14 protein-coding genes and 1 pseudogene are annotated in these 13,634 nt (G+C 67.5%); 4 read left to right on the top strand and 11 right to left on the bottom strand.

Annotation, left to right across the window (positions count from 1 at the left end; genetic code table 11):
• Positions 1–86 precede the first annotated feature (86 nt).
• The gene (locus AB0I35_RS30000; protein ID WP_357399681.1) at positions 87–1,247 is read right to left on the bottom strand and encodes an MBL fold metallo-hydrolase; all 1,161 of its coding nucleotides are present in this window, start codon (positions 1,245–1,247) and stop codon (positions 87–89) included.
• A gap of 567 nt (positions 1,248–1,814) precedes the next feature.
• On the opposite strand from AB0I35_RS30000, the pseudogene AB0I35_RS29995 reads away from it, so the two are divergent.
• Positions 1,815–1,951 (top strand): annotated as a pseudogene (locus AB0I35_RS29995) (FMN reductase); the annotation flags it as partial.
• 111 nt (positions 1,952–2,062) lie between these two features.
• Here the strand turns inward: AB0I35_RS29995 and AB0I35_RS29990 are convergent.
• The 3 genes from AB0I35_RS29990 to AB0I35_RS29980 form a co-directional block, all read right to left on the bottom strand.
• Positions 2,063–2,665, bottom strand: coding sequence for an MFS transporter (locus AB0I35_RS29990; protein ID WP_357399748.1), 603 nt, complete (start codon positions 2,663–2,665; stop codon positions 2,063–2,065).
• 212 nt (positions 2,666–2,877) lie between these two features.
• The gene (locus AB0I35_RS29985) at positions 2,878–3,687 is read right to left on the bottom strand and encodes an IclR family transcriptional regulator C-terminal domain-containing protein (protein ID WP_357399680.1); all 810 of its coding nucleotides are present in this window, start codon (positions 3,685–3,687) and stop codon (positions 2,878–2,880) included.
• Positions 3,688–3,736: 49 nt separating this feature from the next.
• Positions 3,737–4,435: a nitroreductase family protein gene (locus tag AB0I35_RS29980; protein WP_357399679.1), complete on the bottom strand. Its 699-nt coding sequence runs from the start codon at positions 4,433–4,435 to the stop codon at positions 3,737–3,739.
• On the opposite strand from AB0I35_RS29980, the gene AB0I35_RS29975 reads away from it, so the two are divergent.
• Positions 4,425–4,925: an SDR family oxidoreductase gene (locus AB0I35_RS29975; RefSeq protein ID WP_357399678.1), complete on the top strand. Its 501-nt coding sequence runs from the start codon at positions 4,425–4,427 to the stop codon at positions 4,923–4,925. The genes AB0I35_RS29980 and AB0I35_RS29975 overlap by 11 nt on opposite strands.
• A gap of 85 nt (positions 4,926–5,010) precedes the next feature.
• On the opposite strand, the gene AB0I35_RS29970 is transcribed toward AB0I35_RS29975, so the two are convergent.
• From AB0I35_RS29970 to AB0I35_RS29960, 3 genes are read right to left on the bottom strand one after another with little or no spacing between them, the layout of a single operon-like run.
• Complete coding sequence (locus AB0I35_RS29970; protein WP_357399677.1) at positions 5,011–5,676, bottom strand: 3-oxoacid CoA-transferase subunit B; 666 nt, start codon at positions 5,674–5,676, stop codon at positions 5,011–5,013.
• A 1-nt stretch (position 5,677) separates the two neighbouring features.
• On the bottom strand, positions 5,678–6,370 hold the full coding sequence (locus AB0I35_RS29965; protein ID WP_357399676.1) for a 3-oxoacid CoA-transferase subunit A: 693 nt from the start codon (positions 6,368–6,370) through the stop codon (positions 5,678–5,680).
• The gene (locus AB0I35_RS29960; protein ID WP_357399675.1) at positions 6,367–7,557 is read right to left on the bottom strand and encodes a thiolase family protein; all 1,191 of its coding nucleotides are present in this window, start codon (positions 7,555–7,557) and stop codon (positions 6,367–6,369) included. Before AB0I35_RS29960 ends, AB0I35_RS29965 begins: the two co-directional genes overlap by 4 nt.
• A 71-nt stretch (positions 7,558–7,628) precedes the next feature.
• On the opposite strand from AB0I35_RS29960, the gene AB0I35_RS29955 reads away from it, so the two are divergent.
• Together AB0I35_RS29955 and AB0I35_RS29950 are read left to right on the top strand one after the other, a co-directional pair.
• Positions 7,629–8,525 carry a LysR substrate-binding domain-containing protein gene (locus AB0I35_RS29955; protein ID WP_357399674.1) on the top strand — a complete coding sequence of 299 codons (897 nt, stop codon included), beginning with the start codon at positions 7,629–7,631 and terminating at the stop codon, positions 8,523–8,525.
• Between the two features lie 588 nt (positions 8,526–9,113).
• Complete coding sequence (locus AB0I35_RS29950) at positions 9,114–10,052, top strand: alpha/beta hydrolase (protein ID WP_357399673.1); 939 nt, start codon at positions 9,114–9,116, stop codon at positions 10,050–10,052.
• 173 nt (positions 10,053–10,225) lie between these two features.
• Here AB0I35_RS29950 and AB0I35_RS29945 read toward each other — a convergent pair whose 3' ends face one another.
• The 4 genes from AB0I35_RS29945 to AB0I35_RS29930 all read right to left on the bottom strand — a co-directional run bounded on the left by AB0I35_RS29945 (position 10,226) and on the right by AB0I35_RS29930 (position 13,499).
• Positions 10,226–10,615: a VOC family protein gene (locus AB0I35_RS29945; protein WP_357399672.1), complete on the bottom strand. Its 390-nt coding sequence runs from the start codon at positions 10,613–10,615 to the stop codon at positions 10,226–10,228.
• A gap of 63 nt (positions 10,616–10,678) precedes the next feature.
• Positions 10,679–11,536 carry an SDR family oxidoreductase gene (locus AB0I35_RS29940; RefSeq protein ID WP_357399671.1) on the bottom strand — a complete coding sequence of 286 codons (858 nt, stop codon included), beginning with the start codon at positions 11,534–11,536 and terminating at the stop codon, positions 10,679–10,681.
• Positions 11,537–11,588: 52 nt separating this feature from the next.
• Positions 11,589–12,473, bottom strand: a complete 885-nt coding sequence (locus AB0I35_RS29935) for a class III extradiol ring-cleavage dioxygenase (protein WP_357399670.1) — start codon at positions 12,471–12,473, stop codon at positions 11,589–11,591.
• Positions 12,474–12,548: 75 nt separating this feature from the next.
• Entirely contained in the window at positions 12,549–13,499 is a 951-nt protein-coding gene (locus AB0I35_RS29930; RefSeq protein ID WP_357399669.1) for an NADP-dependent oxidoreductase, read from the bottom strand.
• Between the last annotated feature and the right edge of the window lie 135 nt (positions 13,500–13,634).

The following is a 13,634-nucleotide window of genomic DNA, read 5'->3' as shown; positions in this document are numbered from 1 at the left end:
GATGCCGAGCCACGGGTCGTCGATGAGCCGCGGCTACGGAGTGTCCGGGATTTCTGGCAGTAGCGGACCTGCCGTTCGATTCCGCGCTACCCGGTTCCCACACCCAGTTGCATGAGGTCCTGGCCGACGATCAGCCGTCCCGAGTACCCCTGTTGCGCGGCCTGCCACCGCGATTCGGGGTTGTTCGCCGGTGCGAGATGAGTGAGCACCAGGTTCTTCGCACCGGCGGGTTCGGCGACATCACGCCCCACTTGCTCGATGGTGGTATGCGCACCGAGGAGATGTTCCCGCGCCGGTCCCGCGATCTCGTCCGGCAGTGCGGTGACGGTCTCCTCGACGAATTGCGGATCGATCACCTCGTGGACCAGGTAATCGCAGCCCTGCGCGAGATCGATCAAGTTCTCGCTCACGGTCGTGTCTCCCGAGATCACCACCGACCCGTCAGGGGTGTCGAAGCGATAGGCGAACGCGGGCGCGATCGGATGATGATCCACCAGCGTGGCGGTGATTCGTACCGCGTCGTCTTCCCAGATGTGCAGCGGTTCGGACAGCCGCGGCGGTATTCCCTGGGGGTCTACATCCCAGACACCGGCCAGATCGATATCGCGGATATCGAAGATGCGTTCCGGGTCGGGCATATTGCCGTCCCTGGCCCGGTCGTTGAAATCCTGCGCGAAGGCCCTGCGCAGGTGCCCGGTCATTCCGGTGATGCCCGGTGTCGGGTCTTCGGGGTAGTAGACCGGCGGGGCCTGCCGGTTCGGCGGGTACACGCGCGGCAGCGTCCCGCGGTCACCGGGGCCGAAGACCTTCACCCGCGCCCCGTCGTTGCCCGTGGAGTTCATCGAACCGACGGAGTACAGGGCGGGCCAGTCGAGAAAGTGATCGCTGTGCAGGTGGGTGAACAGAACCCCGCGCACCCGGGTGAGAGCCGAGGCCGGTGCGCCGGTGTGGCCGAGACCGCTCGCCGTCAAACGATGCAACGAACCCATCCCGAGATCGACGATATAGGTGCGGTCCTCGTAGACCACCGCGGTGGAGATACCGGCGCGAGCGCCGTCCAGCAGCAAGGGCCCACCCGCCGTTCCGAGGAGAACCAGCTTGGTCCGATAACCGGATGCATCGGGTACAGCGGGAGAGTTTTCGGGCGCCGCGCACGCGGCGGCGGACGCGCCGACCGCGAGGGCGCCGCCGGCGACGGCGGTCGTTGTCAGCGTTTTGAGGAAGCGGCGCCGACCGGTCTCGGGCATACGATTCACGGCCCGGGCCAAGACATCACACATACGACTCTCCAACTACATTGTCGGCGGCAGGCATCATGCGAGTTCACCTGCCTCGGCCATCCGACGACCTCGGTGGCCGGTCCGGTTCCGGTAGGCGAGAGTTCGCGCCCGCGGAACCAGTCGGCCGGAGCTCGGAGTTCCGTTTGCGTCGTCCCTCGGGGCGCGTCGTGTGACCGCGCGACCGTCGAGGACCTGCCTATCGGATCTCGGCTCGTGCCGCGACGGGGTCCCGGCACGAGCTGCAGTGGCCGGCTCCGCGCCGACGTGTGAGCCAGTGTAGAGCGTGCGTTCGCTCTAAGTATGCTTGTTCGCATACCGAACATCGTCCTATTTACTGCGAAAAGGAGCTCCGCACCGTCTCCTCCCGTGCGGGGACCGCCGATATCCACGCCGACCTCACCCGGTTCGAGGACGTCGCCCACCTCGCCGAGGAGGCCGACGCGATCTTGATCTCGGTGCCGCCGCCGCGCACCGGCGAACCGCACACGCAGTGGCTCGCCCGGAGCAATCCGCGGCGCCGGGGACAGAATTGTCGAGCGCACCGGCACCTACCGTCTCGGGAAAGACGACCTGGTAGGCAGCGAAATCTGTACCAGGACTACGCGATCGCCGTACTCGACGAGCTCGAGCATCCGCGGCATCGGCGGACCAGGTTCACCGTCGCGAACTGAGCCGATCCTGCCCGGCACGGCGCAGGCGAGGTCGCCGGAGGTTCCGTCGCCCCGACACCAGACGTATCCCGCCGCCTGCGCCGTCACTGTCGCATCACCTCGCGGGCGATCTCAGTTCGAGATCTGCTCGAGTGAAGAGCGCCAGGACGACGCCCTGCAGCAGGGCGGATCGCGGACCTGTTCGGGCGTCAATACCATGCGGCTCGGGCAGTTCTCTGCCGGTCGCCTTCCGCGCTTCGTTCTCCAGGCGTTCCACCAGCGCGATCGCGTGGGCGGACCGGCCTGCCACCGCACCGATTCCGGCATCATTCTGATTGCGAGGAACAGCCCGAGCACGCCCAGGGCGCCGACAACATAGATCCAGCGCCACATCCCGGGTCCGAGCGGCACGATGAGCCGGGATACCAGCGCGGCGACCGGGATACCGCTGATTCCGATCGCGAGCAGGATCGCCTGGTAGCGACGACCGCGCAGGTGCCGGGGGAACATTTCACTGACGTACACCAGCAGGACCCCGGTCATGTTCTGCAGACCGAATCCGGTCAGTAGGCGGAACACGGTGAGCGTTTCGAGATTCGGCGACAGCGCGGTCAACAGCGAGAAGCACGAATAGATCACGGTCGCGCCGATGAGTACGGGCCGTCGGCCCCACCGGTCCGAGACACGGCCACCGGCGATGGCGCCGAAGAACATACCGACCTCTCGCGCGGACAGTCGTCGCCGGGCACCGCGGTAGCGCTCACGACGCGGCTGCGACTGCGTTCTCCCTCATAACTCGACCCGTTCGGCTCGGTCATGTACTCGCGCCGGCGCATCTCCACACGGTGCGCACCGTCGTGATGTGGCCGGCCCCGCGTTTCGACTCTCGCGTGAGCCACGAGTTCATCCCGTCCCCACCCGCAGTGCGTAACCCGCAGGCCGGTGCGTCAGCCCTCGTGGCCGCGCGTCTTGGCGACAGTCGCCGATATCGTGGCGGCGGCCTCCAGCAGCGGAGGCAGGCACCTCTTGCGCAGATCGGAAAGAGTGACCCGGGCGGAATTCGAGGAAATGCTCAACGCCGCGCTCACCACTCCGCCGGGCCCCGTGATCGGCACCGCCACGGCGCGCAAACCGATCTCGAGCTCCTGGTCGACAAGCGCCCACCCCTGCTCACGCACCGCGGCCAGTTGCTCCCGGAATTCACCGGAGTCGGTGACGGTTCGCGGCGTATGGGGTTGCAGCGGTCCGCCCGCGAGATAACGCTCGAGGGAGGCCTCGTCGAGTGCGGCGATCAGCACATGCCCCAGTGCGGTGGCATGGGCCGGAAGCCGACTGCCCACACCGCCGCTCACCGTCATGATCCGTTTGGTGTGCACCCGGGCCATGTAGACGATATCGGGAAGATCCAGCGTCGCCATCGAGCATGATTCGTCGACTTCCGCCACGACCTCGGCCATCAACGGCCGCGCCACCTCGTCGAGACCCATCGCCGCGAAATAGTTCCAGCCCAGGTTCAGAATCCGTGGCGCCAGCGAGAAATCGCGGCCGTCCGACCGGACATAGCCCAGCGAGCGGAGGGTGAGCAGAATTCGGCGCGCGCCCGCCCGGCTGATCCCCGTCAATTGCGCGACTTCGCTGAGCGTCAGCGCGGGGTGCTCGCGGTCGAACGATTCGAGCACTGCCATCGCGCGCTCCAGCTGTTCGAGATGCACACCGGGGCCACCAGCGGTATCGGCGGGGTCGGTCGGGGATGCCATACCTGCATGCTAACGCAGACGTTCGGTCAGCGAACACGCACCACCACGGCTACAGCGCCGCGCCGTACCGGTCCGCGTACGCCAGCTCCCGGACCTCCGGGCGGTGCAGCCGGGTGGGAAAGGGCCGGGCCGGATAACCGGCCACGATATGACATGCGGTGGACAGGTGTTCCGGTATACCGAGGAGCTGCTTCACCTCGGGTTCGCGGGCCACCAGGAGTGTGGTGAATGTGGTCGCGACGCCCTGATCGCGCAGGGCCAGACACAGATTCTGCGCCATCGGGTAGACCGAGGCGCCGCCGACGATGCTGAGCCGGTCGAGCTCGGTATCGGTCGGATGGGTGGCGGCCAGATCGACACACACCACGACGATCACCGGATGACTGCCGAAGCGCTGCGCGAAATGATCACTGTCGGCGAGAGTTTTCGCCGGATCACGGAAGCCGAGCTCGGTGGTCTTGTGCTGCCCGCTCGCCGTGGTGATCGCCGGCTTGTTCGCGCGCGTCGCGGCCGCGACCTCTTCCCAGAGCGGCAGATACCATTCGCCCAACTGCCGCCGCAGCTCCGGATCACGGACGAACACGAACCGGGCCGCCCCGCGGTTACCCCCGTTGGGAGCGAACCGGGCTCGTTCGACCGCCTGCCGGAGCACCTCGTCCGGCACCGGGTCCTCCCGGTAGTAACGGCAGGCATGCTGAGTCCGCATCGCTTCGCCGAGCTCCACGTCGACCTCCTCGGTGTCATTCAAAGTAGGGACGGTCCGCCACGGCGGTACCGGGTGCACCAGCTCCCGCACCACCCGTCCTGCACGCGCCCGAGGCTGTCACACGCCGGGGAAGTCCGGGCAGCGGTGGCGGATTCGGTCGCGGTTCTGGCGACAAAGTACGCAATGCCGGGCACGGACGCGGCGATCGTTCAGTCCTCGACGGCCGGAGCCTCCGGCTCCGCTCCGGCCGGCCGGTCGTAGCGGGTGTGGGCTCACCCGTGAGCTGGCGGCCGCGGGCGGCCCGCACAATATTCGCGTCAACGCCATCTGCCCCGGCCTGATCCGGTCGCCGGCCACCGAGAAGTTGACCCAGAACCCCGACGTGCTCGACACGGTGCTCGGCCACCAGATCATCCAGCGCATCGGGCAGCCCGAGGATGTCGTGCGTGCGGCACTGTTCTTGCTGTCCGACCACGCCTCCTTCATCACCGGTGACCACATCATGGTCGACGGCGGCTACACCATCATCTGACGCGCGGCAGCGGCCGGCAGGTAGCCGGCCCGCCGTCCTGTACGGGCCCGAGGCTGTCACACGCCTGCGAAGTCCGGGCAGCGGCTCAGCCTCGGACAACGTCCGATGTCTCGGTTGTGTTCTCGAAGGCGATGATCGGGTCGAGGTGGTGTCGCAGTTCGTCCGGATCTGTTCCGAAGGTTTCCCGTACGACAAGGCCGTTGCTGGTGATGTCGAATATCGCGTGGTCGGTGTAGACGCGGCTCACGCAGCCGACGCCGGTGAGTGGGTAGGTGCATTCGGGGACGAGTTTGGGGCGGCCTGCCTTGTCGAACAAAGTCATCATGACGTAGACCTTCTTGGCGCCGATGGCGAGGTCCATGGCTCCGCCGACAGCGGGGATCGCGTCGGGTTCGCCGGTGTGCCAGTTGGCCAGGTCGCCGTGTGCGCTGACCTGGAAGGCGCCGAGCACGCAGACGTCGAGGTGGCCGCCGCGCATCATGGCGAAGGAGTCGGCATGATGGAAGTAAGCCGCGCCGGGTAGTTCGGTGACCGGCACTTTGCCCGCGTTGGTGAGGTCGGCGTCGATGTCATCGCCTTTCGCGGCCGGACCCATGCCGAGCATGCCGTTCTCGGTGTGCAGGATGACGCCGAGTTCTGGGGTCAGGTGGTCGGCGATCTTGGTGGGTTGACCGATACCGAGGTTGACGTAGGCGCCCCGTGGGATGTCATGTGCGATACGGGCTGCGAGCTGGTCGGAGGTCAATGCCATGTCAGCGAGCTCCCTGCACGGTGTAGTGACGAGCCTGAACTTGAACTATCCGGTCGACGTAGATCCCGGGCGTCACGATCGTCTCGGGATCGAGGCTTCCGGCGGGCACGATCTCGGCCACCTGAGCCACAGTGGTGGCGGCGGCGGTCGCCATCACCGGTCCGAAGTTGCGAGCGGTCTTGCGGTAGACAAGATTGCCGAGCGCATCGGCGCGGTGTGCGCCGATCAGGGCGATGTCGCCGCGCAGCGGCATCTCCAGAACGTATCGGCGTCCATCGATCGTGCGGGTTTCCTTGCCTTCGGCCAGTACCGTACCGACGCCGGTCGGGCAGTAGAAGCCCCCGATCCCGGCGCCTGCCGCACGCATTCGTTCGGCGAGTGTGCCTTGTGGGACGACCTCGAGTTCGACCTCACCTGCTCGGTAGAGGCGATCGAAGACGTATGAATCGCTCTGGCGTGGGAACGAGCAGATCACCTTGCGAACACGGCCGGCCGCGAGCAGCGCGGCCACGCCGACCTCGCCGTTGCCTGCGTTGTTGGACACGACCGTCAGGTCCCGGGCACCGTGGCGGATCAGGGCGTCGATGAGGTCGAACGGCATCCCCGCGAGGCCGAACCCGCCGATCAGGACCGTGGCGCCGTCTTCGACCCCGGCGAGGGCTTCGTCGGTGCTGGGGCAGATTGTGGCGCTCATCGGGTGACCTCGAGGTTCTCGAGCACGACGGCGAGGCCTTGGCCGACACCGATACAGATCGCGGCCACGCCCCATCGCTCCTTGCGCTCGCGCAGCACCTTCGCCAGCGTGCCGAGGATTCGCCCGCCGGATGCTCCGAGCGGGTGGCCGATGGCGATCGCGCCGCCTCTGGTGTTGACGATGTCGGGGTCGATCTTCCACGCATCCACACACGCCAGTGATTGCACGGCGAAGGCTTCGTTGAGTTCGACGGCGCCGACCTGGTCCCAGCCGATGCCCGCGCGCTCCAGGGCCCGGTTGGCGGCCTCGACCGGTGCGTAGCCGAACGACTGCGGTGCCAGCGCGTGCGTGCCGCGGCCCGCGATCCTGGCCACCGGCACCGCACCGATGAGGTCGGCGGCGTTCGGGCTGCCCAGCAAGACAGCCGAGGCGCCGTCGCTGAGGGGCGACGCGTTAGCGGCGGTGATCGTGCCGTCGGGCCGGAAACTCGGTTTCAGCGCAGCCACCGACGCTACGGTCGAGTCGGCCCGGATGCCTTCGTCCCGCAGCAAGTCCACGCCCGGGACCGGCGCCACGAGGTCGTCGTAGAAACCGTCGACCCACGCGTCGGCAGCCAGGATATGGGAGCGGACAGAAAAGGCATCCTGACGAGCGCGGCTGATTCCGTGTGTGTCGGCGAGTTGCTCGTTGGCCTCGCCGAGGCTGACGGTCCACTCAGCAGGCATGCGCGGATTGACCAGGCGCCAGCCGAGCGTGGTCGACACCAGCGCGGTGTCGCCGGCGGGGAACGCCCTGCTGGGCTTGGGTAGCACCCAGGGCGCCCGCGTCATCGACTCGACTCCTCCGGTCAGCACGATATGGGCGTCGCCGGTTTCGATCTGCCGCGAGCCGATCATCGCCGCGTCGAGGCCGGACCCGCACAGCCGGTTGACGGTGGTGCCGGGGACGTGGACCGGGATTCCGGCCAGCAGGGCCGCCATCCGGCCGACGTTGCGGTTGTCCTCGCCGGCGCCGTTCGCGTTGCCCCACACGACCTCGTCGATAGCGGCCGGGTCCAATCGGGGGGTCTTGGCGAGCGTGGCTTGGATGACCCCGGCGGCGAGGTCGTCGGGCCGGATCTTGGCCAGGGCGCCGTTGAAGCGCCCGAATGGCGTCCGCAGCGCGGTATAGAGGAGAGCTTCGGTCACCTATTCGACGCTAATGGCCTGCGTTGATACTCTGAAATACCAATATGGCGACTGATTAGGACGTTTTGGATATGGATGTTCGGCATCTCCGTTACTTCGTCGCAGTCGCCGAGGAACGGCACTTCGGACGGGCCGCCCAGCGCCTGCATATGGCTCAGCCTCCGCTCTCTCAGCAGATCCGCCAGCTCGAGGCGGATCTAGGCGTTTCGCTGCTCGAACGCACTACCCGCAAGGTCGAACTCACCGCAGCAGGCGCCGCCTACCTCATGCGTGCGCGGCAGATCCTCGCCTCGCTCGACGACGCCGGGCGGGAGGCGCGGCTGGTCGCGGCCGGTTCCCTCGGGCATCTCACCGTCGGCTGCGTCGGCTCGGCGACGGCTTCCTTGCTGCCGAAACTGTCGCGCCAACTGGCCACCGAACTGCCCGGGGTCGAATTCGCGTTCCGCGGCGAGATGCTGGTGCCGGATCAAGTGGAGGCGCTGCGCACCGGCGCCGTCGACGTCGCACTGCTGCGCCCACCGGTCACCGACCGCTCCCTGACGGTGGAGCTGCTTCGCCACGACGGACTCGTGATCGCCGCACCGTCCGATCATCCGCTCGCCACACGTCCGGCGGTAGATGTCCTAGATCTCGCTGACGCCGATCTCATCGTGCACTCTGCCGAACGGGAATCGGTCATGTACGGCGTGGTGACGCGCCTGCTGCGCGACGCCGGTATCCAGCCGCGGATTCAGTACCAAGTCACCGAAACCTCGACACTGGTCACCCTCGTCGCCGGTGGCCTCGGCGTGGCGGTCGTGCCCGAGCCGGTCTCCGCGCTCGCCCTCGCCGGCGTCGCCTACCGGCCTCTGCGACCGACGACAACGATCGGGCTGGCTCTGGCCTACCGGGCCGGAAGGTCCGAACCACACCTGCTCCGATGCCTCACCGTCATCAGACGACTGGTGACAACACATTCGCGCCGATAGTCGTTGACGGAAGAGCCACTGAACGGGACCCGTCACCGAGGCGGCCGGCCGCAACCACAGCACCGTCAGATCTGAGTAAGCGAGTCGACACAGCACCGGCGACCACATCGCCGGACACCGCTACTCCACTGTGGAGGCGAACCATTCCTCGGTCTGACAGATCAGAGCGATCTGGGCCAGAATGTCGCGGGGACTGGATTCACCGATGACTTTCTGCAGCAACGGGTTCGGTCGACGATCAGCTCACGAACCACTGACGCGGTTCGGGATGTGCTCGAAGGTATCGTCGAGAAGATCACCGTGCTGTTCCTGATCGCGCACGGCGAGCACGACCGCCAGACCCCCTCGAATACGCGCACCGCTCGTACGAGCCGGCCACCGCCGGCCCCAAGCGGCAGCTGCGGGTGTTCACCGAGATATAGGGCGCAGCCGAGCACGTCGGACTCGACACCTGCCCCACGTCAGCGAAGTCGACACCCGTCCCACCGCGGACAGCGCCGCCGCACGCTGACCCACGACAGCCCACCTGCACCGCCCTCGGGCCGAAACGGCCCGACACCGACAGGCGCTCCGACGAAAGGGAACTCGATGAGCAAGCTCAGAGACAAAGTGGAAATCCCGCTGCGCGCGTGGATACTTTCGACCGTGGTGACCCGGATCGCCAAACCACCACAGGTGGAGGTCACGCAGCGATATGTGGCCGAGCCCCACATCGTCGACGTCCCGACTCGGCACGGGCCGGTGCGATGCTTCATCACCCGCCCGGCCGCCGATGCCCCGCTGGCGACGAACACGGCTCATCCCCCCGTCCACCTCAACACGCACGGCGGCGGATTCCTCGTCGGCGCGCCACGCCAGGACGACCACATCGTGCGCGCGATCGCCGGCGAGGTCGGGGCCGTTGTCATCAATATCGACTATTCCACGGCTCCCAAGCACCGCTTCCCCGTGGCGGTTGAGCAATGTTTCGACATCCTTCGATGGGCGTCCCGGTCCGGCGAGACCATGGGCTGGGACGGTGAACGGCTCTCGATCGGCGGTACCAGCGCCGGGGGCAACCTCGCGCTCGGCATGCTCGAGCTCGCGCGACGAGCAGGCGGCCCGCACGTCCGGACTGCGGCGCTCATCGTCCCCCTGGTGAATTTTTGGGCCAAGGCCGCGGACTTCGCCGCGACCCCGCCCAAGCCGTTCGTCGACGAGTCGCTGATGCGCACCGTCCTGAAAACCTATTTCACCGACGAGAGCCAGGCCGACGACCCGCTCGCCTCCGTGGACCTGGGCGACACCACCGGCCTGCCACCCCTGCTCATCATCGGCGCCGAACGCGACTCCCTCCGGCACCAGATCGAACGCTATGTCGCCGCGGCGAAAGCCAACGGTGTCGACGTCACCTACCGGCTCATCGAGGGGGTCGACCACGACTTCTCGACCTCCGGGTCGAGCGTGGTGCGTCCGCAACAGATCGAAACGATCGACTACATCTGTGATCATCTGCTCGAGCACTTCGGCGCCGATGGTCGCCCATAAGAGGTCGACGTTACGACCGCTTTCGGCCACGACCCGGCGGCGGCGATCCGTGCCGCCGCCGGGCGCTACGGCAACTGGGACAGGTGGGGACCGGACGACAGCTGCGGCGGCCGAGCCTGGATCGGCAACGGCCTCGTAGTTCTCGCGCCGGGCGAGACGATCCCGAGGTCAGGTCACGACGGGTCGGTGGGTTGGGGCTTGCTCTCGTTGATGCCGTAGACGCGGCCGTCCGGGCCGCGGAAATGACGGTACGCGTACTGGTATTCGGGCGCCCGGTTGATGTCGCCGAGGAGTTCGAAACCGTTGTCGGCGAGTTCCTGGCTTGCCTGGGCGATGTCGTCCACCCGGAAGCCGATCGCGAAGCTGTCGTTGTACCCGTAGGGCGGGGTGGTTGCGGGGGTGTAGATCTCGTAGAGGTCGCCGTTGGGGAGGCTGAAAACGGCGGTGCCGTCGGCTTCCATCATCGGGGCGATGCCGAGACGCTCGATGGTGAACGCTTTGTGGGCCTCGAACTGATCGGGTTGAACGACCACGGCATGCCAGGTGATTCCTTGTGCCTTCATGAGATTCCCTTCCGTGCGTGGACCGGAGGCGGTGGACCCCCGGGTCGAACAGGCTCGAACGGATCAGCCGATGGCGGTCCTGATCACCTCGGCCACCGGGGTCGATTCGCGACCGAGCAGGCGCGCGAGATCGCCGGAGGTCGTGTCGAGTTCACCGCGTGCGATCGCGGCATCGGTATCGGCGAGCATGTCGGCGACGGGATCGGGCAGGCCCGACTGCCTCAGCGTCGCGGCATACTCGGCCGGCTCGAGATCCTGGTACCGCACAGGGCGACCGGCGACCTCACCGATCGCCGCGGCGAATTCGGCGTAGGTGGGACGCTCGTTGCCGCCCAGCTCGTAGACCTTTCCCGCGTGACCGTCCTGGGTCAGCACCGCAGCAGCCGCCGCGGCGTAGTCCGCACGGGTTGCCGCGGCGAGCCGCCCCTGGCCCGCAGCGCCGTAGAGGGTGCCCGACTGCGCGGCTTGGGCGATGGTCGCGGAGTAGTTCTCCCAGTACCAGCCGTTGCGCAGCACCACATTCGGCACCGAGGACTCGGCCAGCATCGCTTCTGTCGCGCGGTGCTCGGGCGCGACCGCGAGTCGGCTGGTATCGGCGGCGAGCACGCTGGTGTAGGCGATCAATCCCACCGACGCGGTCCGGGCTGCTTCGATGACGTTGCGGTGTTGTGCGATGCGCTGCCCCAGCTCCGAACCGGAGACGAACATCAGTGTATCCACACCTTCGAACGCCGTGCGCAGGCTCACCGGATCGGTGTAGTCGGCGACACGAACCTCGACCCCACGCTCGCGCAACGAGGTTGCCTTGTCCGGGTCGCGGACGACAGCGGCGACCTGTGCGGGCGATATCCCGCGGTCGAGAAGATCGGCGATGACAAGACTTCCCAGCTGACCGGTCGCCCCGGTGACTGCGATCGACATGACTTCCTCCACTGGTGGTGTGACGTAATGCGTTGTGGCTGTTGGGGTTCGGTCAGGCTGCTTGTAGGGAACGGATCGAGTTGCCGAAGCGGGTGCCGTCGATGACGGTGCGCAGCGATTCCCCGTCGGAACTGCTCGCGCCCAGCGTCAGCAGCAGGGGGACGAAATGATCGGCGGTGGGGTGCGCGACCGCGGCGCCGGGACCCTTGCGGCGGTAATCGAGCAGCGCGTCGATGTCGTTGCGTGCCAACGCATCGGTGGCCCATTCGTCGAAGGCGGCGGTGTGACCGGCCAGTGCGGGATTACGCATGACCTGGAAGCTGTGGGTCATGAAGCCGGAGCCGAGCACGAGCACACCCTCCTCGCGCAGGGGGCGCAGCCTCTCCCCCAGTGCCAGCAGAGCTTGTGGGTCCAAGCTCGGCATGGACAATTGCACGACCGGTACGTCGGCGGCGGGATACATGGCCATCAACGGGATGAACGCGCCATGATCGAGGCCTCGCTCACGATGGGTGTGCGGGGCGGTGGAATCCGGCAGCATCGCGGTGATCCGGGCGGCCAAGGCGCTCGCGTCGGGGGTGCGGTACTGCAGGGTGTAGTAGCGGGGGTGGAAGCCGCCGAAGTCGTAGTACAGCGGGGTACCCGCATCTGCGCCGGTGATGGCCACCGGCGCGTTTTCCCAGTGTGCCGAGACCACGACGATGGCGCGGGGCTTGGGTATGGACTGCGACCAGTCGAACAGGGCCTGCAACCATTCCGGGTCGTCGAGGGTCGGCGGCGCGCCGTGGCTGACGAAGAGCGCGGGCAGCGCCCCGTCATCAGGAGCCCAGCGCCGGTGCGCGTGCGCTCGGGGCAGCACACGCCCCAGCAGTTCGTCATAGGCACCGGCGGGAACCGCCGGGTTGAACGGATCACGGTTCGAGGTTTTCAGGGTCATCAAAGTTCCTGACGAAGGCACGGTCCAGGGGCCACAGGGTCGAGTGCCTGTGCCCCTGGCCGCGAAAGGGTGGAGTCAGTCGCCGAGGGAGACGACGATCTTTCCGCCGACGCCGCCTGCGGCGAGGTCGGCCAGCGCCTGGGGCGCCTGGTCCAGCGTGACGACCTCGGCGATGGGCACGCGCAGATCTCCGGCGGCGGCCTGCGCACCGAGCGCGGCGATTGTCTCGGTCACCGGAGCGGCCATCACGCTGGTGCCGGTCAGACCCGCCGCGGCCAGGGCCGACTGTTCGGGCAACACCGTGGTGCTGGCCACCTTGCCGCCCTCGCGGACAGCCGCGACCGGGACCTGGCCGGGGTCGTAGCCGGCGAGGTTGATCAGCGCGTCGACCCCTTCCGGATGTCGCGCGCGGACCTGTTCGGCCACCGGATCCGCGGTGTAGTCGACGACAGCTGCGGCACCGAGCGCGGTGAGGCGTTCGACATCGTCGGCGGTGCCGGTCGCGATGACGGTGACTCCGCGAGCCGACAGCAGCTGCACGGCGAAGGCGCCGACGCCACCGGAGGCACCGTTGACCAGAATTGTCTGCCCGGGCTGGGCGTCGACGGCGGTGATCGAGTCCGCCGCGGCGGCACCGGCCAGCGGCAGCGCCGCCGCGGTGACGAAGTCCAGACCGGCCGGCTTGACCGTCACGGCAGCGGCGGGCAGCACCGCGTAGTCGGCCAACGTGCCCGCCGAGATCGGGGGCGCGAGCAGGATATGACCGAATACCTCGTCACCCACACGGAGGTGATCGACGCCGGGACCGAGCGCTTGCACGACTCCGGCCGCGTCGCGGCCGAGGGTCACCGGATACCGCTGCTCCATTCCCATCTGCGCCATCATCCCGGAGGCGATGCCGTTGTCGATCGGATTCAAACCGGCAGCCACGACGCGGACCAGCACGGTCCCTTCGCCGGGCGTCGGAGTCGGCAGATCGGTGAGTTGGGGTTGTTCGCCGGCGGCGGGAACGTTCACAGCGCGCATGAGATGACTCCTGACTCGGGAACGGATAGGGACTCGGTGCGGAGCTCTCAGAAAGCGTAGGTGCCGAACCGGCCCCAAGCCACGAACACAGCCAAGGCGAGTAGCACGAGATTTGCCACGATCATCTGCGGCTCC

The organism is Nocardia sp. NPDC050378 (assembly GCF_040655675.1).
Taxonomy (GTDB): Bacteria; Actinomycetota; Actinomycetes; order Mycobacteriales; family Mycobacteriaceae; genus Nocardia; species Nocardia coubleae.
This window is presented reverse-complemented; position numbering and strand designations above follow the sequence as displayed.

Bases quoted from the DNA above. Each gene is read 5' to 3' on its own strand.
- AB0I35_RS30000 (WP_357399681.1), bottom strand. From the start codon at position 1,247: ATGCCCGAGACCGGTCGGCGCCGCTTCCTCAAAACGCTGACAACGACC.
- AB0I35_RS29985 (WP_357399680.1), bottom strand. From the start codon at position 3,687: ATGGCATCCCCGACCGACCCCGCCGATACCGCTGGTGGCCCCGGTGTG.
- AB0I35_RS29970 (WP_357399677.1), bottom strand. From the start codon at position 5,676: ATGGCATTGACCTCCGACCAGCTCGCAGCCCGTATCGCACATGACATC.
- AB0I35_RS29965 (WP_357399676.1), bottom strand. From the start codon at position 6,370: ATGAGCGCCACAATCTGCCCCAGCACCGACGAAGCCCTCGCCGGGGTC.
- AB0I35_RS29955 (WP_357399674.1), top strand. From the start codon at position 7,629: ATGGATGTTCGGCATCTCCGTTACTTCGTCGCAGTCGCCGAGGAACGG.
- AB0I35_RS29950 (WP_357399673.1), top strand. From the start codon at position 9,114: ATGAGCAAGCTCAGAGACAAAGTGGAAATCCCGCTGCGCGCGTGGATA.
- AB0I35_RS29945 (WP_357399672.1), bottom strand. From the start codon at position 10,615: ATGAAGGCACAAGGAATCACCTGGCATGCCGTGGTCGTTCAACCCGAT.
- AB0I35_RS29940 (WP_357399671.1), bottom strand. From the start codon at position 11,536: ATGTCGATCGCAGTCACCGGGGCGACCGGTCAGCTGGGAAGTCTTGTC.
- AB0I35_RS29935 (WP_357399670.1), bottom strand. From the start codon at position 12,473: ATGACCCTGAAAACCTCGAACCGTGATCCGTTCAACCCGGCGGTTCCC.
- AB0I35_RS29930 (WP_357399669.1), bottom strand. From the start codon at position 13,499: ATGCGCGCTGTGAACGTTCCCGCCGCCGGCGAACAACCCCAACTCACC.